Consider the following 21946-nt stretch of genomic DNA (forward strand, 5'->3'; position numbering starts at 1 on the left):
AAACACGAGGGAGCGAGAAATGAGCGATGCCAACCACGAAACCACGCTGCGCCAGGCCTGGGCGGATTTTTGCGACGAACTGAAGCGGGCCGGGGACATCCCCTTCGGTCCCACGGTGCCGCCCCATGTCAATGACCGCAGCGCCGGTTTCGAGGTCCTGGCTCGCAACATCTCCCTGGCCCTGAACTTCCAGCATGACTACGCCGATCCCTTGTACCCGGAACTGATCCACTATTTCGACCCGGTACGCAAGCAGGGCGGCGACAACACCGACGCGGTCTATGTGGGCGCGACGATCAATGGCACGGACACCTACCGCATCAGCGGCAATCGGGGCAGCGCCCGCTACTTTGCCGTCACCTCGGTGGAACAAGGCCAGACCCCCTGGGGAGGCAAGGTGGCCCAGACCCTCTTCGCCGACGACCTCCAGGTGGATGCCGACGGTCGTTTCGAGTTGATGATCGGCCCGGCCCGGCCCGATGGCTACACCGGCAATTGGCTGCGCACCACGCCGGAGACTTTCCGCGTCACCTTCCGCCAGTTCTTCGCCGACTGGGAAAGCGAACGCCCCATGAAGGCCCGCATCGACCGCCTCACCGGCGACATGAGCCCGCCCTCGCCGCCAACGCCAGAACGCCTCGCCAAACAACTGCTGGCCTCGGCGAAATGGGTCAATGAATCCATCGAGTTCTGGATCTACATGATCAACATGTGGAAGGCCATCCCCAACACCTTCCGCTCCTACAAGCAGCTGGCCGACCAGGCCATCGACGCCACCCCCGGCGGCGAGCCCATGGTCGCCTACTGGCAACTGCCGACGGACGAGGCTCTGATCATCCGGGTACGCCCCCCCCGCTGCCAATATTGGGCGGTGGAGTTCGGCAACTTCTGGTGGACCACCATGGACTACCGCTACCGGCTGTCCAACACCAATTGCCATTACGCCCAGATGGAAGACGACGGCGAACTGATCGTGGTCATCGCCCACGAGGACCCGGGCCTGCCCAACTGGCTGGACCCCTCCGGCTATGCCGAAGGCTATGTCTGCCACCGCTGGATGCTGGCCGACAGTTGTCCGGTTCCCCAGGCCACCCAGGTCAAGGCTTCGGAATTGTTCGAACACCTGCCGGCCAGCGTGAAGCGCATCACCCCGGAAGAACGCCGGGAGCAACTGGCGGCTCGACGCCGGGGCGTGATCAACCGCTTCGGCAATCTCTGACCCACAGCGCCATTGCCGGGAGAAACCCCATGAGTGCAGACAATCCGCTGGACTGGACACCCCCGCCCCGCCCCGAGTGGCTGGCCCGGGTCAATGAGGAAGGCCGGGGCATGGACATCGCCAGCCTGGTCCCGCTGCAGCCCAAGGAACTGATCGAGACGGCCATGGCCAACACCGGGCTGTCCGATTTCGGCAAGGAGGAAGAATGGCGGGAGCCTTTCGAAATTCTGGTAAAAGCCCTCAACGAGGAGGCGGAACTGCACCTCTTCGGCCGACTGATGACCCGTAGCGACCTCCTGATCTGGCTCCAGGAGCGGCTGGAGATCGAGGAAGCCTACCGGCGCCATCCGGAAATCGAGGATGAGGTTGTGGACGCGCCGGTATTCATCGTCGGCCAGGCCCGCTCGGGCACCTCCATCCTGTTCGAGCTGCTCTCGGCCGATAGCCAGTTCGGTGCACCCACGAACTGGGAGATCATGTTCCCCTCCCCGCCACCGGAGGCCGCCACCTACCGCAACGACCCCCGTATCCCCAAGGCCCAGCACCTCTTGACCCAGTGGCACCGGGTAGCGCCCTCCTTCCTCTCCATGCACGAACTGGGGGCCACCATTCCCAACGAGTGCAAGGTGGCGATGAACTGCACCTTCATCAGCGACAACCTGACGGGCATTTTCCAGATTCCCAGCTACTACGCCTGGCTGGCCCAGGCAGACCTGACGGTGCCCTACGCCTACTACAAGCGGATGCTGAAGCTGCTGCAATGGAAGAACCCGCGCCGCCACTGGCTATTGAAATCCCCAAGCCATATCGAGAGCCTGCCGGTGCTGTTCAAGGTCTTTCCCGACGCCCGGGTGGTCTATGCCCACCGGGACCCGATCAAGGCGCGGGCCTCGGTCACCCACCTGCTGGGCACCCTTTACTGGATGCGCAGCGACAAGCCCTTCGATGCCGGTTCCTTCGAGCGTTTGATGACGCCCGAGGCCTACGCCTTCAGCCTGAATCGAATCATCGATCAGATCGAGGCCGGCGAAGTTTCCCGGGCCCAGGTCCATGATTTCCTCTTCGCCGACCTGATGCGATCTCCCCTGGACGCCCTCACCGAGCTCTACCGGAAGATGGACCTCCCGTTCCCGGACCAGGCCCGCCAGGCGGTGGCCGACTACCTGGCCCACAAGCCCCAGGGCAAGTTCGGCCAGAATGTCTATAGCGTGGGGGAACAGGAACAGATCGCCCGGGAGCGGGTCATTTTTACTCGCTATCAGCAGTTCCACAACGTGCCGAACGAAGTCTGATTCGGAAGAAAGGCCCGCAATGCACCTTGCCTTGCAAGACCGCGTCGTCGTTCTCACGGGTGCCGCCAGTGGCATCGGCCTGGCCTGTCTCAAGGCCTTTGCTACCGAAGGCTGCGCCGTGGTCGCTGCCGATATCGACCGTGTTCGACTCGATGAAGCCGTCGCCGCAGCCGACGGCCGGGTGGTTGCCCAGGTGGCCGACGTCACTGATCCGGCCCAGGTGCAGGCCCTGGTGGATCGTGCCATCGAGGAATTCGGCTGCCTGGACGTGATGTTCAACAATGCTGGCGGTGCCTTTCCCACCCCCACCGAAACCCAGAGCCTGGACGATTACCGACGCATCATCGCCCTCAACCTGGACTCGGTGTACTACGGTATCCACGCCGCCCTGCCGGTGATGCTGGCCCAGGGCCGCGGCTGCATCCTGTCCACCACCTCCGGCGCCGGCCTCAATGCGGTGGACGGCCTGGCCGCCTACGGCGCTGCCAAGGCCGGCGTCATCAGTCTGATGAAAAGCGTGGCAACGGAATTTGGCGGCCGCGGCATCCGTGCCAACACCCTATCCCCCGGCCCCATGGATACGCCGGGCCTGCGCGCCTGGCTGGAAACCTTTCCCGACGGCCCGGCCCGCTACGGTCGCCAGGTGCCCAGCGGCCGCCTCGGCACCGGGGAGGACATCGCCCACACCGCCCTGTTCCTCGCCAGCGATGCGGCGGCCTACATCAACGGCGTGGTGATCCCGGTCGATGGCGCCATCCACGCCCGCCTCGCCTCCCCCCACCTCGAATAAGGAGACATCCCATGGATCTTGGACTCAAGAGCAAGACAGTCGTCATCACCGGCGGCAGCGGCGGCATCGGCCAGGGGCTGGTGCTGGAATTCGCCCGGGAGGGCTGCAACGTGGTCAGCGCCTCCCGGGACGCCACCACTGGGGAGAAGCTCGCCCAGCAGGCGGCGGCGCAAGGCCTGCCCGGCCGGGTACTGGCCCTGGCTACCGACGTGACCCAGCGGGCCAGCGTGGATGCCATGATCGCCGAGACCCAGCGCCAGTTCGGCCCCGTGGATGCCCTGGTCAACAACGCCGGCGGCGTGGCCCATCCGTCCGCCTTCGCCGAACTCGACGACGAGGCCCGGCGCTGGGAAATCGCCCTCAACATCGACGGTGTGGTGAATTGCTGCCAGGCCGTAGGTCGGGACATGCTGGCCCGGGGCCGAGGCAGCATTATCAACATTTCCTCAAACTCTTCCCTGCTGGGAGAAGCGGCCGCCGGGGTGGCCCACTACGGTGCCACCAAGGGCTTCGTGAACAGCCTTTCCAAGGCCCTGGCCTGGGAATGGGCCAAGCAGGGAGTGCGGGTGAACAACATCTGCCCGGGTTGGATCGTGCCCCACAAATCGGAGAATGTGGGTGACGGCAGCTTCTGGAACCGTTTCGGCTTCGAACAGCTGGGCAAACCGGAAGACATGGAAAAAGCCCGGGAGGACGGCACCCTGTTCAACATGAGCGGCCTGCCCATCCCCCGCCTGGGCCGGCCCGAGGACATTGCCTACCTGGCCCTGTTCCTGGCCTCGGAGCGCTCCAGTTACATCACCGGCCAGTTGATCAGCGTCAGTGGCGGCGCCTACATGCCCTAAGTATTGAAATCTCTGATTACCGACAAGTCTCAGCCGGCTCACGTAGTGAGCTAGTAAGGGTTTGAAAATAGTGCAGACATTGAGACGGAGGTCTGCCATGAAAAATCGGGTGCAATTTCAACAAGGGCTGTCGATGGCCGAGTTTATGGAGCGGTACGGAACGGAGGCGAAATGCGAGACGGCGCTGGTCGAACAGCGTTGGCCCTCGGGATTCGTCTGTCCGTGCTGCCGGGACACCCGGCACTCCCGTTTTGAGAGAGGTGGAAAAAGGCTGTGGCAATGCCATCGCTGCCGCCACCAAGTGAGCGTCACCGCCGGAACGATCTTCGAGAACACCAAGCTGCCCTTGACCAAATGGTTCCTGGCCATGTTCTTCATGACCCAGTCCAAGAACAACATCTCGGCGCTGTCGTTGAAGCGCCACCTCGGCGTCAGCTACGACACTGCTTGGCTGCTCAGGCACAAGCTGATGGCGGTGATGGGCGATGCCGAGGCCGGTCGGGCGCTGGATGTTCGTGTCGAGATCGACGACGCTTATCTTGGCGGTGCCCGTGCCGGCAAGGTGGGCCGGGGTTCCGAGAATAAGGTACCGTTCGTGGCGGCGGTGGAAACGACCGCCGATGGTCGGCCTCTTTTCGTCCGTTTCGACCCCATGCCTTTCACTCACGAGCGGATCGACGCCTGGGCCAGCAAGACGCTGGCGCCGACCACCCACGCGTTGTCGGATGGCTTGCCGAGTTTCTCGGTACTGGCGAATTCGGTCGAGACACACGAGGCCATCGTGGTCGGCTCCGGCAAGCAGGCGGCCCAGCATCCAAAGTTCCGCTGGGTGAATACCTTGATCTCGAATTTCAAGACCGCTCTGTCGGGAACCTATCATGCCTTCCGCTTCGCCAAATACGCCAAGCGCTATTTCGCCGAATACGCCTACCGCTTCAACCGCCGATTCGATCTCCGAACCATCGTCGTGAGCCTCATCAGTGATTGCGCCAGGATGCTGCCGCACAATGAAAGCGCGATTAGGTTGGCTGAGACTCATCGGTAATCAGATTGAAATCTGCATTCCCGATGTACGGTCAGAGCAGTAGCGTTCAATAACTATGGAAATACCGGCCCTGCATTGTCCCGGGAAAAGAGATATCTCACAGGGACTTCCTTCAGTACCGCTTACTTAAGTGATTGGAGAAGTTCATGCAACCAGCCCGCCGACGTGGAGAATGTGCTGGTGACGGCGGCCACTGCCGTGCCCACCAGCGCCCTGATCCTGTCCCAGGATCGCTGATCAGGGACTGCGCACGAATACTAGAGCGTGTTCACAGTAGCCAGATATAGGTACATGCCAGATGCAAGAATGCATTGAAGCGGTTGGCGAGCTTGTCGTAACGTGTGGCGAGGCGCCGGAACTGTTTGAGCCGATTGAAGAAGCGCTCGACCAGGTTACGCGCCTTGTAGCGCTCTCGGTCGAACTCGCGCGGCGTGAGGCGATTGCTGCGGGGCGGGATGACGGCCTCAGCGCCCATGCGAGTGATGGTGTCGACGAACGCGTTACTGTCGTATCCCTTGTCGGCGACCACTGCGTCGGTAACCAAGGCATCGACCAGTGCGGGGCCTTGCGTGATGTCGGCCACCTGACCGCCGGTGAGGATCAGGCGCAACGGATTACCCAGGGCATCCACGCACGCATGGATCTTGGTGGTCAGTCCGCCACGCGACCGACCGATCGCCTGATCGCCACCGTTTTTTTTGATGCGCCCGCCGAGTGCTGGTGCGCACGTACCACTGTCGAGTCGATGAAGAGCTCTTCCAGGTCTGCTTCTCCCCGGAGGGCCTCGGCCACTCGCGACCAAACCCCATTGGCTTCCCATCGCGCAAAGCGCACATACACAGAGTGCCAGTTGCCAAACTTCGGCGGCAAATCACGCCAGGGGTTGCCAACCCGGGCGGTGTATAGCACCGCCTCAACAAATAAACGGTTATCCACGGCACGCCCTCCCTTGTCGGTGGGCTTCCCTGGCAACAACTCCGAAATCCGCGCCCACTGTGCATCGCTCAACATGTCCCGATCCATTGCTTACGTCCAAATTCCAGGATGTAAACACAAATCGGATACTGTGAACAGACCCTAGGAAGAGGAGACAAAACATGGGCAACGCGACCAACGCGCAACAGTCAGTCGACTATGCCCAAGTACCCGACGTGGAACTGACGGAGGCGGCCGTGCTGGCCGCTGCCCGGGAGGCGACCGGCCTGTCCGACTTCGGCGACGAGGCGGATTGGAAGGAGGGCCTCACGTTGTTCCTGAAGGGGCTGAACGAGGAGGCGCGGCTGAACAAGACGGGGCGCATCATCGCCTTCGGCGAGATTTTGCGTCACCTTACGAATCGGCTGCGAGTCACCGACGACATCAAGCGTCATCCGGAGATTCTGGAGGTGAAGATCGTCAAGCCGATCTTCCTGATGGGTCTGCCCCGCACGGGTTCCACATTTCTCCATGATCTGATGGCCCAGGACCCGGACAACCGGGTACCGATGACCTGGGAATGCAACTACATGTCGCCGCCACCGGAAGCGGCCACCTACGAAACGGACCCGCGTATTGCCGACTGCGAGGCCCATCTGGCGCGGACCGCTGGGCAGTTGATTCCTGAGTATCAGGCCATTCATGAAATGGGCGCCCAACTGGCCCAGGAGTGTCTGATGCTCAATGCCTTCGACTTCAAGACCCAGATCTTTTCCAATCAGTTCTGGACGCCCACCTATCAGCGCTGGGTCGAGAACGACAGCAACCTGTCGGTGTATCGCACCCACAAGCGCCAGCTCCAGTACATGCAGTGGAAGACCCCCCGGGCGCGCTGGGTGCTGAAGAGCACCAGCTATTTCTGGGGTCTGGACGCCATCATGTCGGTCTATCCGGATGCCCGGATCATCATGACCCACCGCGATCCGATCAAGCTGACCTCCTCGTTTTTCTCCAACGTCTCGATGACGTACAGCATGGGCAGCGACTCGATCAAGGATACGGAGATCGGCGAATTCTGGGGTGAGACCTGGGAGAAGGCCATGCACCGCTTCGTCGAGTTCAGAAAGAGTGGCAAGGCGGCGAATGCCTTCGATATGCAGTTCTCCGAGTTCGTGAAGGACCAGCTGGCGATGGTCAAGCGCATTTATGCCCACTTCGATCTGCCCTTGTCGGCGGCCACCGAGCAGAAGATGCGCGACTTCATCGCCAACAAGCCCAAGGAGCGCCATGGCATCCACCGCTACACGCCGGAGCAGTTTGGTCTGAACCCGGCGCAGGAGCGGCAGCGCTACCGCTTCTACCAGAAGTATTTCCACGTCGCCAACGAAGGTTGATGCGGCGAATACTTGCCTTTTGGCATGTCGTCATTCTTCGGTGTCGGTATCGCTTTTGTATCGAGTCAAACCATTAATCATAGAGGAGTATCGATGAATAACATCAAACAGAAGAGCGTCGCGGCATGGGAGGCGTTCTGCGATCAGTTGAAGCAGGCCGGGAGCGTACTGGGCCAGGACGCAACGCCCGGCGACGAGCTGACTCAGGCCGAGGGGCTGCGCAAGCTGGTACGGATGATCCGCATGGGCCTTGACGCCAGCCTGGAGTATGGCAATACCGATTATCCCAAGGTCTATCAGCTGGTGACGCCCACCACCCTGGGAGAGGGAGAAACCTCCGATTCTCATTACTATCAGGCGATGATCGATGGCAGCAAGACCTATCGACTCCATGGGCAGCGAGGCGAGGCGCCCTATATGGAGTTCACTGTCTATGCCGGCAAGATCGGCCTGGACAGCGGCAGCGCTATCGTAGGGGCGATGACCGAGGCGGACCTGAAGGTGAATCCGGATGGCAGCTACGAGCTGATGCTGTCCCCTGACCCCCAGCCGGGCAACTGGATCCGAACCACGCCGGAGGCTTCGGTGATCTTCATCCGCCAATATTCCCACGATTGGCGCAAGACCCGGGATGCCACCTTCCATATCGAGCAAGTGGGTGCCAAGGGCTATCGCCCTCCCCTGACCTTAACAGAAGTCAGCCGAGCCATGACGCGGACCTCGGCCTACGTAGCCCATTCGACCAATATCTGGAAGGTCATCGTCGATCAGCGCAAGGCTGCACCACCGAACCGCATGTTCGTGTTCGAGCTGGAGCAGGACGCCGATGATGCGCCGGAGATGCCTACGGGGCACCGATTTTCCTCCGGCTATTTCCAGCTGGCCGAGGACGAGACCCTGGAGTTGAGCTTCAAGCCGGCGGAAGTGCCCTATTGGGGTATGGATACAACAAATTACTGGTTCGAAACCATCTCTTACGCAGATCACCGCTCCCATTACAACAACCGTACGGCTCACTATGAGCCCGACGGCAGTGTCAGAATATTCATTGCGCCACGGGATCCGGGGCTGCCGAACTGGATTGATACCAAGGGGCACCTGGAAGGCGTTGTGTTGTTCCGCTGGTCCCGCACCAAGCTGCCGGTGCCCAACATCCAGACCCGGGTGATGAAGCTAGCCGAACTAAGGCAGTCCACCAACGAATGATTTTTGCAGTCATTTTCTAGTCTGACTGTGTCACAAGTTGCGTTTAATCGAGCCGCAGCACGGACAACGCTGAAGTTGTTGTGCGATACGAGCGGCGATGAGGGTGCGAAGTGTGCTGATCGAATCCGGCACATGCCGTTGCGCTCGCCCCGCTGCCGCGAGGGCGGTAATTCTCGGGTAAGGCAGGCGCTTGTGGTCGAGCAGCGTTTTTTTTACTGCCATGGATAAGGCGCTGGTGAAGCAAGAAGGCGTAAGCGGCAATGCACAAGGTGACATGATGATGCACCCCGCGCCAGTTGCGCCCTTCGTAGTGCCCCAGACCAAACTCCTGCTTCAGCTCCCGATAGTCGCGCTCAATGCGCCAGCGCATCTTGGTGACATAGACCAATTGTTCCAATGAGGTGTCGGCAGGCGCTGTCGCCAGAAAGTATTTCAGCGGTTCAACATCGCCCTCGGGCCACTCGATCAGCAGCCACTCTGGCGGGCGCAAGGCGCTACGCTCATAGTCCTTGTGGGCCGTATGAACCCAGATGGCCGCAAAGCGGGACCGCAGGGTCTCGTTGGTACCCTCACGCCAAGCAACGGTTTGGTACGCCTCAGCGGGCAAGCTCAACGCCAGTGCTTTGACCGCGACGGGCCGATGACCTGGTGCGCGGCGCAGATTCTTACTGGGGCGTCCGAGCCCTACCGTCGGCTCGGGCGGCAAGGGTGCGGTTCCGGGCGCCCAGACGCTGGTTCCTGCTCGGATTCCCACCGCGTAGCGGATCGCCAGCGCGGTCAGTGTGTCGCGAAAGTCGGCGCTGTCACCGTAGGCAGGGTCCGCCAGCACAATACCGGTAGGAACCCCGTCGTCCTGTGCTTGCTTCACTTGGGCCAGCGCAATCTCAATCTTGGTGGCAAATGCGATGCCCTCCGGCACACCGGCGGCCGTACAGCGGGAGCGATCCTCCGTCCAATCCTCGGGGAGATACAGCCGCCATTGAATCGGCAAACTCCCCTTGTCACTGGCCAGCGACAGACTGACCGCCACCTGACAGTTCTCCGTCTTGCCCAACTGCCCGCAGTATTGCCGGGTGACACCCACCGAGTGATTTCCTTGCTTTGGAATTCCCGTGTCGTCAATGATCCAGTAGCACTCCCGCTCCAGGCCCAAGACGGGCTCAACAACGGCTCGCACTTCCCGCAGTACGGCATCATCCGACCAGTTCGATTTGGCGACGAAGTGGTGCAGCGACTGGTGTTTGGCTTGCACGTGCAGCGGATCCATCGACGCCGCCAACGGTTCGACGCTTTTGCGCTTGAGCGGCAGCATCAGCCCCCGGCAATAATCCATCAGCCCCGTCCTTCGATCCGCATGGCCCAACACTCCCACCAACCGTTCAAGGTACTGCTCCAGTTCGTCGTCGATAGCCATGTCATCACCCTCACGAAAGAAGATGGCTGTGTTATCGGCAGCATTCGACATTTATTGACACAGTTAAACTAGGTGCTAGGTGTTTGCGCATTTCGGTTCACGAAATCGTTTTTCCGGACGAAGCAATGTCAGCGTAGCGCTCTTCTGCGACCGCATCAAAATCAGCCCTCTTTTTCATCCTTCACCCGGTGACCTGCCTCGGTCTCAGACTAAAGATCGGCCACCTACTTGGTTAGAGTTTTGATTTCCTTTTGGTCTACCGCTCAGCGAACCGGCTAATTGAGCTTATGGTGGGTGTGCGAAGGGTGCCTTGTCCGTTGTCCGCAACAGAGTCCAACTTCGCTTGCGTAGCGTTTTTTATGAAACACCGGCGATTTTTCGGGACATTCGGGTACTCAGTAGTCCAAAACTTCATCTGATTACCGACAAGTCTCAGCCGGCTCACGTAGTGAGCTAGTAAGGGTTTGAAAATAGTGCAGACATTGAGACGGAGGTCTGCCATGAAAAATCGGGTGCAATTTCAACAAGGGCTGTCGATGGCCGAGTTTATGGAGCGGTACGGAACGGAGGCGAAATGCGAGACGGCGCTGGTCGAACAGCGTTGGCCCTCGGGATTCGTCTGTCCGTGCTGCCGGGACACCCGGCACTCCCGTTTTGAGAGAGGTGGAAAAAGGCTGTGGCAATGCCATCGCTGCCGCCACCAAGTGAGCGTCACCGCCGGAACGATCTTCGAGAACACCAAGCTGCCCTTGACCAAATGGTTCCTGGCCATGTTCTTCATGACCCAGTCCAAGAACAACATCTCGGCGCTGTCGTTGAAGCGCCACCTCGGCGTCAGCTACGACACTGCTTGGCTGCTCAAGCACAAGCTGATGGCGGTGATGGGCGATGCCGAGGCCGGTCGGGCGCTGGATGTTCGTGTCGAGATCGACGACGCTTATCTTGGCGGTGCCCGTGCCGGCAAGGTGGGCCGGGGTTCCGAGAATAAGGTACCGTTCGTGGCGGCGGTGGAAACGACCGCCGATGGTCGGCCTCTTTTCGTCCGTTTCGACCCCATGCCTTTCACTCACGAGCGGATCGACGCCTGGGCCAGCAAGACGCTGGCGCCGACCACCCACGCGTTGTCGGATGGCTTGCCGAGTTTCTCGGTACTGGCGAATTCGGTCGAGACACACGAGGCCATCGTGGTCGGCTCCGGCAAGCAGGCGGCCCAGCATCCAAAGTTCCGCTGGGTGAATACCTTGATCTCGAATTTCAAGACCGCTCTGTCGGGAACCTATCATGCCTTCCGCTTCGCCAAATACGCCAAGCGCTATTTCGCCGAATACGCCTACCGCTTCAACCGCCGATTCGATCTCCGAACCATCGTCGTGAGCCTCATCAGTGATTGCGCCAGGATGCTGCCGCACAATGAAAGCGCGATTAGGTTGGCTGAGACTCATCGGTAATCAGAAAACTTCATGAGCCACTTCCTGATGAACACCCAGCCTTGCTCTGATCCTCAATTCAAGGGGCTGCTTGGCAGCCCCTTGCGGCCGGCTGCCCAAAGGGCAATCGCCATTAAGAAGAGTTCCATAGCATTGCGTACGGGCGCAAACTTATTTTCCAGAAAAATGAGAGCGCACCGTTGATCGACGCGATATATCCCGCCTTGCAGGTCCACGGTGCCGAGTTGTACCTGGGATCCTCTGCCGGTGGCAACATCGATCGATTCAAGCTCAAACCCGTAAATTTGCGCCGCCTCTTTTAGGTCTTTGCTGCAACCGATTGTTGCCAACATTCGGTAGTAGCGGTGCCCGTCGTGGGTAGCAAGTTGGTCAGCAATTTCTCGGGCCGCAGCTAACTGATGTGGCTGCCAGACAACGAATTGCCAGCGGCTGCTCAACATCACGCAAAGTTCATCCACTGCAATGTTCGAAAGCGCCGACGTCGTTGCTGCATTTATTTCACTGGCGACATCAAGGAGCCGCTTCCAGGCGTTGTCACGGATGCGCTGGATAAACTCCAGCGGTCGGCGATTACTCTGGGGCCCCTCCCCCATAGCTGTTCTGGAAAACTTGCCACGCTGACTAAGTGTCATGAGCAGATGCCAAACATCCTTCGCAATTGGCTGCGAAACACCCTGGGCAGCCGCTGCGCGTTCCGGATCTAGCCCTCGAGAAAGGAGGCGGGCATATCTCAAAACCTGCGCAGGAGTGCATGCTTCAGATAAATCTGGTGCAGCAAGGGACTGGGTAGATTCCCGCACAGGCAAAGCGTCGAGATCAACGAGGTGAGCGGGGGGTTTCAGCGGCCGGGGACCGGGATTCAACTCAAGTCGTTGCTCCAGCCAGCCATCCAGGAAGTGGATATAGTTTCCGAATGTCGTGCTGGGATGAGAGTGCCCAACATATCGAGCCAGTGCCCAGCTCTTCCGGCGGGTGGGCCCGCGTGTGCCAAGCAGCTCCCTCTCGATGTCCACTCTGCCGTCGTTTTCGAAGAACGACTGCCAACCCGGAAGTGCTTTCTCATTCAGTAACAGGGCAGTATTGCAAGCTGCTGAGTGTCTCGCATCATGAAGCGACACATCAGGATTCCCAGTTACTCTCTTGAGCACCTGATTGATGGGTCGAAGTAGCTGCTCACGGTCAATAGGTTGGCTGGGATTTTTTTCATCAAAGAACAGCGGCCCACGGTCATCAATTCCAAACTGGCTCTCCAGTTCCAGTTGCCACTGCTCAACAATTTGTTTTTCGAGGGGCGAGAGCGGGAATAGTAAGGGAACCTGTCGGCGGCCGGCTCGCGTCTTGATTGTGCGATGGCGATTGTCTCGGACAAGAACAATGATTTCATTATCTGTATGAATCCAGTCCCGACGAAGGAGTCCCCAGCTCTCACCAGGTCGCAGTGCAAATCGATAGCCGCATAGCAACGCTAAGCATCGAGCGAATCTGAGGTGCATGAGCGTGCCCGAATCATGGAAGAGCTGCCTGAGTGCTTCCTGATATTCATGCTCAGCGATTACACACGGTGCAGCTGGTGTTGCAGCTTGAAATTCAGGCAGCTCTGCCCAATCAGGATCTGCAATGCCGAATTCGGATCGTGCGTACCGATGAAAACTGATTAGCTGCTTGGCGACGTATGCTTTATCTTCGACGCGGCGAGATTCCATGACATTGCAGTACAGAATGGTCATGTCATCGTCACTCATGTCAAACAGGTCAACATCGTAGGCAATTTCCTGAAATCCGGGGGCCAATGCAGTCAAATACCGAGCGATAGATGTTAGGGCCTGACGTTCCCGTGTCCGTCCGGTAAAGATTTTGGAGTGTACCCACCAAGCGATTAAGGTAATCGCCGATGCCGTTTGGCCTTCCTTCGATCTGATCGCCTCAGCGCAATCCTTGGCTACTTGCTGCCTACGTGTGCTCGTCCTTGAATTGGCCTGTGGGTTGTTGAGTAAGAGGGAATTAATCTGTCGAAATAGTTCTTTTGCGTTTTTTTGGAGTTCGAGTACTGTTCCTCTGACTGCTTTTTTAGGGCAGACTGCTCCGGTAGAGAACTCACTTATGTGAGGTGGTTTATCTTCCCCCTGGACAAACTCGAATTGTTTTCCCGTGACCAGACGCGTCCAGTCATGCCAACCTAAAGCGCTGCACTTCAATCGCCCACCTAAGTACGCCGCCATGACTCCTGGAAATTGGCGCGCGTTGCATTGATCGACGATGCGACAAATGGCATCAATCAATTGATCCATGGAAGTTGCTGCAGTCAGACCCATATGATTGGCAACTTTTTGGGTAAGGGGGGCGAGCGCTGCAGGAATAACAGCCGAGCCTCTTCCCTCGTGGGTGCTATTTAAAGTCTCAGTATCTTGATCTTCTATCTTTCCCCGCACCCTCGCTGTAAGGGCAGCGTGTAGATAGTTGGCAGTGTGCCACGTCAGGGGGAATCGACTTACTGCTGCGTTGGCTTGCTGTCGGGTCAAACCCACCGCATATTCCAGGAATGGTCTTTGATTGAGGCTCACCAGGCGGAAATTTCTGCCGTTGAGAACGTCAGACAAAATTGTTGAGTTTGCTACGCGTGTTTCAAGGCAGAGATGCAGGACACCGAAGCTAATGCTCATGAGTTGACCAGGGCGTCTGCCTTGTGAACGCTCAATGTCGGCAAGCAATGCCTTGAGAGCACAAAATGTGGTGTTTGACCGGGGAGCCGCGTCCGTAAAAGGCGTTGCCTCATCCGGTCGGAAATAGCGACGCCGAAGGGCAACACGTTTGTTCCTCAGGCGCCAGGTTCGCTCGATTAGGCGGACAAGATAACGATAGCGCAAATGACCATTGGGGTGTGGAAGACCTGAGTGATTTAGGAGCAGTAGCTTGGACAGGGCGTCCGTTTCATCTGGGGAAAGTTCTTCGATTTTTCTACCATCGAGGAATTCACGCACGAGTTGCTTGGCATCGGAGATCGTCTTTCGCACACGTTCGCGGCGCTTCCAGGATCGTGCCTCGATACCGAATCGCTCGCGTCTGAGCGTACAATATTCTTGGCCAACGATGATTAGGGGCTGAGAGTCCCAGCTTTTGACGGCTGGCATGCAGAGGGCGTCGAAGGCCGCATTGATGAAAGGGCGAACAAGGGTCATGTCCTCTTCCCAGACCCGCAGGCCATAGTCGCTATGGGTCAGGCAACCCGCTTCGGCGTGCCCGAGGATGGCGTCGATTATTTCTGGATCAACTCCACGGATGCGTAAGTCACGAGAAAGACGGTGGCGAAAGAGGTTGAGCGGTAGAGGCCAGTCAAACAAGCCCAGCCCTGCGATTTCCGATTCGCTGACAGAGCGCCACTGGAGTCCTTTGGCATCTTCTCCCAGAAAGAAGAAGAGCGGCAGGTGACCCGAAGGATTATTCGTTAGAAGATGGACTTCCCCAGCCAATGAGGGTGCATTGGTCATCAATCCGCTGGCTAGGACCGATAAATGGGGCAGGTAGCGATCCTGGAGGAATTGGCTGACCGCTTCTGGAAGTGGCACCAAGCGACCTTGGTGAATGCCATCGAACACTTTGTCTTCGACGTAAACAAATCGTTCCTCGAAGTCGAAGAAACGCAAGGACTCGAACGGATCCCGGATCGGTCGGCCACCCGTCGCGGCAAGCAACATGACAACAGTGAATGCAACGAACGCGTTGTGAAACTGAATCGGATCGTCGAGTTCGCGTAAATGATTCACCGTCCGAGCGGCATTTTCCAGGCTACCGAGGAGTAGTGCTTCAATCGGGCACAGGTTACTTCCTAAAGCGCGGGCATGTGCGACCTCCTCCGGTAAAGCGAGTGGGGCAGTACCGGCGACAGTATTAAATGCTTCGTACGTTTCCTTTGAATCCCAATAACCGTATCCGCAGGCTCCGGGGAGGCCAGATCCAGGGCTACTGGAAATCAGGCGGGCAAAGTTGGGGCTACGTTGAATGAGATAGCTCTGCTGAGGAAGCATTCCGGCCAGCATTGCAGGTGTCAGTCGCGATGAAATCTCTGCTAGATGACCGGCACACATCTGTTCCGGTGTTGCCTGGCTTCCTGTTGTCGCCCACAAATCCTGCAGTCTGGTACTCGCAGGTAACTTTTTTATTGCTTCAATCAGCGTTTCAGCAATTTCCGGTGGTGGTGCTAGTTCGAGATGAGACAGAGAAGGGCTGACCCAGCGCCTTTCTGCCTCAGTTTGAGGATGCCAGCCGGAATAGCGGGTGGGTGGTCGCCGATGAAAATACCCCTCTGGATGTAGTCGCCATTCATCGGTACAGTCGTTGCCGATACCGAGGGACAAGGTGCGCCTGAATGATCGACCGAGTACGACAGAAACCCAGGCCAGGGCACGGGTCAGGCGAGCCGCCTCGTTGTCACTAGTGATTTCCTGCTGTAACCACGATATCAATCTGGCTGCTTCGTGTGGATTTGGGCGCGACCAGGACCAGGGAAGGTATTGTTGATCCTCACTGCTGTAGAGGAGGACACTCCTTTCCAACTGCTGTCCTTGAGACAGGGAAATGTTTTCCGGTGTTTCAATTTTGATGAGATCGCCGCTTTCATCGTCTCCAGGCAGGAAACTCGCGGGCGGCAAATCAACGGCTTCTTCTTCGTCCAGAAATACCTGTCGATTAGCTTCAGCAGAGGTTTTGTGAGATGGAGGAATCGCCCAAATAGACGGACTGGGTGTGTCGTCGATGGGAAGGACGTCATCTGTTGTTATTGCCGCGATTGCTTGGAGGAGGTTTTTGGCCCCGTCGGGAAAGGTCTTGTTTTCCCGTAGAACGTTAGCTCCGCCCCGGATTTGCGAATTTAAGGCCGCCCAGTCATTACTGCTTGTGCGTACCCCCTGGAGGACCTGGAACCAAGGGCTTACGATCCCGCGAGAAATGCCTTCACAGCAAATGCGCAACGTATCGGCGACTCTTCGGTGATTCTGGTCGAGAAGAACGCTGTCGTTAAGTGACCGTTGATAGGCGTGGACGAGTAGCCAGAGGCGTAAATTGGCAAGCCAGGCATTATTTTTGTCCCCCTCAGGATAGCGGGTAATGAAGAGTGCCAGGAGGTAACACTGCTTTAGGGAGGTTCCTAGATGCGAACGCGCACTACGGGTATCGGAATACGCCGAGAATTCTGCCGGGATGCCGGGTGATTCGTTAGCGACCGCAGCGAGTTGAGATAACGAGGCCGCTGCGGGTGAAGCCAATTTCCAGGCATTCAAGAGTTTTATTGATTCTGGGCGACGGATTTCGTCGAGGAAATTGCCCAAGCCCCCACAGAAGGTGGAAATTTGGGCGGTGTTGACCAAATGTCTGAAGTCAGAAGCCAGCCCGTACGCTTCGAACCATTTGTCAGCAACTGCCCAGATGCCATCAGGGGTATGGCCTTTGCTTTCAACGTGTCCTATCAAATTCATGGGCCACCTTACTTTGGACAGCTGCTGATCTAGCTTACAAATACCCTAGTGGAAGTGCCGTCACGTCCCGGGAAAGCGGCATATCACGCTCGACGAAGCAGAGCACCGCTCCGGGGCCTACGGGTTTGCCCAGTTTGTCGAGGATTGTGAAATGTCGCTTGGCGTTATGGGAAGGGCTGGCGGTTTTCTTGATCTCGACGGGATAGAGTGCGATGGCCGAATCCACGAGTAGATCGACTTCCTGCTGATCGGTATCACGATAGAAATACAGTGGCGCCTCCTGTCCGTTGTGCCAGTAACTCTTGATGATTTCGCTGACTGCCCAGGTTTCCAGCATCGCGCCGGACATGGCGCCGGCTTCGAGAGAGGGGGCATCCGGCCATCGGGTAAGGTAAGCCGCCAAGCCTGTATCGAGGAAATACAGCTTCGGCGCCTTGACGAGGCGCTTGGTCAGGTTCGAGTGGTAGGGCTGCAGCAGATACACCAGCCCTGAAGTCTCCAGCACCGAGAGCCAAGCCTTGGCCGTCTTGTTATCGATATCGACAGCACGTGCCAAGCTGGCGTAATTCAATAACTGCCCGGTCCGGGCGGCGACGGCTGTCAAAAATCGATTGAATGCCGTCTGGTCGGAGATCTTGAGTACATCCTGCACATCGCGCTGAATGTAGGTCTGGATGTACGAACGATAGAAAATATCCCGCGCCTGAGCACCCTGCGCGTTGAGTCGGGGGTATGAGCCAAGCCAGATGCGCCCGAAAACATCTGAGAGGGACTGGGGTTGCGCTTGCTGCCGGGCGTAAGCGATCCACTCGGGTGTAGGCACAAAGGGCTTTGAGGTATCGGCCCTCCCTTGTAACTCGGCTTGCGACAGCCCCAGCAAGTCGACAATCGCAACCCGGCCGGCCAAGGTTTCGGTGATGCCACGCATGAGGTGGAATTTTTGCGAGCCGGTCAGCCAGAACTGGCCGTTGGACTTATCCCGATCGACCTGCATCTTGATCGCCGAGAACAATTGAGGAGCGTACTGGATTTCATCGATGATCACCGGGGTCTGCCAAGTTTGCAGAAACAGGGCCGGGTCGGATTGCGCCAACGCACGGGCATCCAGATCGTCCAGCGTCACATAATTGCGCGGGGTATCCCGTGCGCACATTTCCAGCAAAGTCGTCTTGCCCACCTGACGGGGGCCGGTGACCATCAAGACTGGGAAAGCAGCGCTAACGGTGAGTAGGGTCTGCGTAAGCGTTCGGGGATACATTACCGTACAGTATGGATATTTATTCCAATATACACGAATATGGAAAATGAAACATCGATCAGGACAGGCGGGCGCATTTCATTAGGTCAGGTTTCTACAATTCGATCAAAACCTATTCTTCTATAAGTGACTACGATGTGCCGATGAAAATAGAGGGGCAGACCAGGATCGCTAGGCACAGCATCACCGCACCTTGCTATCGCTTTAATGGCCCGAAGGTCATAATTCAAGGTGTCGGCTGGAGGGGAGTTGCTACGTTATTTCGGCTTTCCGCGGGGAAGAGCGAGATTAAGCGGGGTTAGCACAGTCGCTGATATGAGGCGCCTAAGGCTTGAATGGTGCCAATCTAACACGATTTAGCTAGTTTTAATCCTATTGTAGGATTCTAAGTTCATCGCTCTCATAACCGTCGTAGGTTCAAATCCTACCCCCGCAACCAAATAAAAAAACGAACAAAGCCAATCACTGCTAAGTGATTGGCTTTGTTCGTTTTCGCATCCACGTAAAGCGTGTGTCCATTTTGTGTCACAAAAATGTGACCACCACCAAAAAATCGAAAGCATTTACCCGGACAAATTGACCTTCGGGTGACTTCGGTTGGTCACATCAATTTGGCGATAAGCGCAACAAATAAGCACCATGTCAGCTTTTGACACTTCAGGGGGCGAACGCTACAGGGATAACAGTCGAGCCTCTTCCCTTGTGGGTGTTATTTAAAGTCTCAGTATTTTGAGCGCGCCGGCTGAAAAAGGCCGGCGCCACCTCCGTCCAGATGCGCCCACCCAAGGTGGAGAGGCCCCATTGCCACAAAGCGACAGCAAGCCCCAACCGGGATGAACGCGGCGTCACCACCAGAAATACCAAATGGGAACATTGAATATCGCTTTGTAATAACAATGCGCTATCATCATAACCATTCATCATTCAACGGATTATCCGAGCCACCATGTCCCGGGCCATTATTGCCGCATTGAGTTCCCTGCTCGTAGTGGCCTGCGGTTCCGTGCCGTTACAGCCCTCCACCGCGTCACACCTCCATGTCGGACCGGTAGCAAATGCGGATACCGGCGAAATCCCCCCGCCGGTACGATTCAGTGCCAGCCTGCCAAGGCCGCAGCCCAGGGTTCAGACGGAGACCTACGATGTGGTGGTACACAACGTCAAGGCCCAGGATCTGTTGTTCGCCCTGGCCCGGGATGCCCGACTGAATGTGGATATCCATCCGGGCATCAATGGCACGGTCACCCTCAATGCCATGGACCAGACCTTGCAACAACTGTTAACGCGTATCGCCCGGCAGGTCGATATGCGCTGGGAACTGGCCGGTCCGAATCTGCTGGTCATGCCCGACACGCCCTACCTGCGGACCTACCGTGTCGATTACGTCAATATGTCGAGGGAAGCATCCGGCACCACCGGCGCCAGCACTCAGATCGGAGCCGCCAGTATTCCTACCGGGTCAGCCAATCCCACCGCCGGCAGTGGCAACACTTCCGTCATCCGGGTGGAAAATATAACGAAAAATCATTTCTGGGCATCCTTGGAAAGGAACATCAAGGACATCCTGCTGGAGACCGACAAGATACTGCCCGAGGGGTCAAGCGAAACGGTCATCGAACGCACCGACCAGCAATCCACCACGGGAACGGGCGTGGCCCCAGCAGTCGCTGGCCACAAAAGTAGCATGGCCAATACCACCTCGCTGGCTGCCAGCCCCAATGCCGCCAGCCTGGCAGAGTCCGGCTCCACGGTGGTGAGGCGCGCCACCTTCCGGGAAGCCGCATCGGTCATCACCAATCCGGAAAGCGGCGTCATCGCGGTGCGGGCCTCGGCCCGCCAGCACGAAACCATCCAGGAATTTCTGGATCAGATCATGGCCAGCGCCAAGCGCCAGGTCCTGATCGAAATGACCATCGCCGAAGTACAGCTGGGCCATCAGTATCAGCAGGGCATCAACTGGCAGAGCCTGCGCAGCGCCCGGGACGGCGCCCAAACAGCGGGATTTTCCCTGGGTCAGGCCCTGCGCACCGATGGAGATACTGGCAATCTGCTGAGCAACCCGGCCAGAAGTGATGGCCGTTCCTTCGTGCTGGACTATGTGGCACCCGGCCTGGGCATTGCCGCCACGCTGTCCCTGCTGGAAACCTTCGGCAATGTCCGGGTCTTGTCCTCGCCCAAGCTGAGCGTACTCAACAATCAGACCGCGCTGCTCAAGGTGGTCAACAACATTGTCTATTTCGAGGTCAAGGCCGATACCACCACCAACAACAACAGCCCCTCCCAGACCACCTTCACCACCACGCCCAGGTCCGTCTCCGTCGGTTTGGTCATGTCCGTCACACCCCAGATCAGCGACAGCGGCAATGTGCTGCTGAATGTACGCCCCAGCATCTCGCGCCAGAAGGGGCCGGGGAAACGGGACCCCAATCCGAACATTCCCGTCGGCATTCCCAACATCGTCCCGGAAATCGAGACCCGGGAAATGGAATCCCTGCTGCGTCTCAGTGACGGGGAAATCGCCATCATGGGCGGCCTGATGCAGGACGCCCTCGACAACAGTACCGACTCGGTGCCCGGCATCAGCGCCATTCCCCTGGTGGGCAATCTGTTCAGACAGCGCAACGAAAGCCGCAGCAAGACCGAGCTGGTGATCTTCCTGCGTCCGGTCGTGATACGGGAACCCGGTCTGGCGGGAGACTTCCGGGACTATCAGGTCGCCCTGCCCAGAACGGATTATTTCGACGGCTCGAATTTCCCGGCCGGCCCCCTCCCCCGCAGAGCGCACCCATGAAACGAACCATCGCCGTCATGGGCTGGATGTTCACACCACTGGCCCTCCTTGTCAGTCAGGGAGGGCATTCGGCCTCGGCGGCGGAAGACCGGGAAAGCATGAATCCGCCCCGGATGATCGCCCTGCCGACCGATTCAGCCCCAAGTTCCCCGGATCAAGCCGCCCTAGGGGAGCCCGCCCCCTCATCGGACACAGATCGCGCAATCATCCCGAGGCAAAAACGGGAAGCCGGGTCGCGCCAGCCCAGCACATCACCCGGCAAGAAAAACATCCAGATTACCCGCACCCGACCCCATCTCGACCCAACCTTGACTGAGGCCTACGAAGCCTTGCAGCAGGGCAATCTGGCGCAAGCCGCAGAGACTTACCAGCGGGCACTCGCTCACGACCCCTGGAATGGGGATGCCCTCCATGGCATGGCGGTGCTGCATTTGCGCCAGGGGCGGCCCGACATGGCCGAGCCCTTTTATCAAAAGGCCCTGGAAGCCGATCCCCGGGATGCCCGTGCCCTGGCCGGTTTGATCAACCTGCAAAGCCCGGCCGATCCCGTGCAGGCGGAAAGCCGCCTCAATTCCCTGCTGGCGCGCATGCCCGAATCCCCATTCCTGAACTTCAGCCGAGGCAACCTGCTGGCAGAGCAGGGTCGATGGAGCGAAGCCCGGCAGGCCTACTCCAGGGCCGCCAGCCGGGACCCGGCCAATCCCGACTACCTGTTCAATCTCGCGGTCAGTCTGGATCGGTTGCAGCAACCCGTGCCTGCCGCCCGCTATTACCAGCAGGCCCTGGCCGAGGCCGGGCGATGCCCCGCCGGTTTCGATCGCCTGGCCGCCATGGAGCGACTGAAAAGAATACGGCCCTAAT

14 protein-coding genes and 1 pseudogene are annotated in these 21946 nt (G+C 58.4%); 10 read left to right on the forward strand and 5 right to left on the reverse strand.

Translation table 11 applies throughout. The features are described from left to right. The first annotated feature begins 19 nt into the window (after positions 1–19). The 5 genes from DENOEST_RS12910 (at position 20) to DENOEST_RS12930 (ending at position 5191) form a co-directional block, all read left to right on the forward strand. Positions 20–1219 carry a DUF1214 domain-containing protein gene (locus tag DENOEST_RS12910; protein ID WP_183148255.1) on the forward strand — a complete coding sequence of 400 codons (1200 nt, stop codon included), beginning with the start codon at positions 20–22 and terminating at the stop codon, positions 1217–1219. Positions 1220–1248: 29 nt separating this feature from the next. Next, complete coding sequence (locus tag DENOEST_RS12915; RefSeq protein ID WP_145772439.1) at positions 1249–2511, forward strand: sulfotransferase family protein; 1263 nt, start codon at positions 1249–1251, stop codon at positions 2509–2511. A gap of 19 nt (positions 2512–2530) precedes the next feature. Beyond that, positions 2531–3301: an SDR family NAD(P)-dependent oxidoreductase gene (locus DENOEST_RS12920; RefSeq protein ID WP_170228328.1), complete on the forward strand. Its 771-nt coding sequence runs from the start codon at positions 2531–2533 to the stop codon at positions 3299–3301. An 11-nt stretch (positions 3302–3312) separates the two neighbouring features. Beyond that, positions 3313–4146: an SDR family NAD(P)-dependent oxidoreductase gene (locus DENOEST_RS12925; RefSeq protein WP_145772441.1), complete on the forward strand. Its 834-nt coding sequence runs from the start codon at positions 3313–3315 to the stop codon at positions 4144–4146. Between the two features lie 97 nt (positions 4147–4243). Continuing rightward, positions 4244–5191, forward strand: coding sequence for an IS1595 family transposase (locus DENOEST_RS12930; protein ID WP_183148208.1), 948 nt, complete (start codon positions 4244–4246; stop codon positions 5189–5191). 268 nt (positions 5192–5459) lie between these two features. On the opposite strand, the pseudogene DENOEST_RS12935 reads toward DENOEST_RS12930, so the two are convergent. Continuing rightward, a pseudogene (locus tag DENOEST_RS12935) lies at positions 5460–6214 on the reverse strand (IS5 family transposase). Between the two features lie 74 nt (positions 6215–6288). On the opposite strand from DENOEST_RS12935, the gene DENOEST_RS12940 reads away from it, so the two are divergent. Together DENOEST_RS12940 and DENOEST_RS12945 are read left to right on the forward strand one after the other, a co-directional pair. Further along, entirely contained in the window at positions 6289–7500 is a 1212-nt protein-coding gene (locus tag DENOEST_RS12940; RefSeq protein ID WP_183148257.1) for a sulfotransferase family protein, read from the forward strand. Positions 7501–7593: 93 nt separating this feature from the next. Then, positions 7594–8706, forward strand: coding sequence for a DUF1214 domain-containing protein (locus tag DENOEST_RS12945; protein WP_170228327.1), 1113 nt, complete (start codon positions 7594–7596; stop codon positions 8704–8706). A gap of 43 nt (positions 8707–8749) precedes the next feature. Here the strand turns inward: DENOEST_RS12945 and DENOEST_RS12950 are convergent, their stop codons facing one another. After that, on the reverse strand, positions 8750–10120 hold the full coding sequence (locus DENOEST_RS12950; RefSeq protein WP_232096505.1) for an IS701 family transposase: 1371 nt from the start codon (positions 10118–10120) through the stop codon (positions 8750–8752). Positions 10121–10620: 500 nt separating this feature from the next. Here DENOEST_RS12950 and DENOEST_RS12955 point away from each other — a divergent pair, with 500 nt between their 5' ends. After that, on the forward strand, positions 10621–11568 hold the full coding sequence (locus DENOEST_RS12955; RefSeq protein WP_183148258.1) for an IS1595 family transposase: 948 nt from the start codon (positions 10621–10623) through the stop codon (positions 11566–11568). Between the two features lie 53 nt (positions 11569–11621). On the opposite strand, the gene DENOEST_RS12960 is transcribed toward DENOEST_RS12955, so the two are convergent. From DENOEST_RS12960 to DENOEST_RS12970, 3 genes are all read right to left on the reverse strand, one after another. Beyond that, positions 11622–17036, reverse strand: coding sequence for a site-specific integrase (locus DENOEST_RS12960; RefSeq protein WP_145772067.1), 5415 nt, complete (start codon positions 17034–17036; stop codon positions 11622–11624). A 34-nt stretch (positions 17037–17070) separates the two neighbouring features. Further along, positions 17071–18234 carry an ATP-binding protein gene (locus tag DENOEST_RS12965; RefSeq protein WP_197970616.1) on the reverse strand — a complete coding sequence of 388 codons (1164 nt, stop codon included), beginning with the start codon at positions 18232–18234 and terminating at the stop codon, positions 17071–17073. Positions 18235–18951: 717 nt separating this feature from the next. Further along, positions 18952–19218 carry a hypothetical protein gene (locus tag DENOEST_RS12970; protein ID WP_145772065.1) on the reverse strand — a complete coding sequence of 89 codons (267 nt, stop codon included), beginning with the start codon at positions 19216–19218 and terminating at the stop codon, positions 18952–18954. 22 nt (positions 19219–19240) lie between these two features. Here DENOEST_RS12970 and mshL point away from each other — a divergent pair, with 22 nt between their 5' ends. After that, positions 19241–21085 (forward strand): pilus (MSHA type) biogenesis protein MshL, encoded by a 1845-nt coding sequence (gene mshL / locus DENOEST_RS12975; protein WP_145772064.1) that lies wholly within the window; start codon positions 19241–19243, stop codon positions 21083–21085. Continuing rightward, positions 21082–21945, forward strand: a complete 864-nt coding sequence (locus tag DENOEST_RS12980; protein WP_145772063.1) for a tetratricopeptide repeat protein — start codon at positions 21082–21084, stop codon at positions 21943–21945. The genes mshL and DENOEST_RS12980 overlap by 4 nt, the downstream gene beginning before the upstream one ends. Position 21946 lies beyond the last annotated feature (1 nt).

It is taken from the genome of Denitratisoma oestradiolicum (assembly GCF_902813185.1).
Lineage (GTDB): Bacteria > Pseudomonadota > Gammaproteobacteria > Burkholderiales > Rhodocyclaceae > Denitratisoma > Denitratisoma oestradiolicum.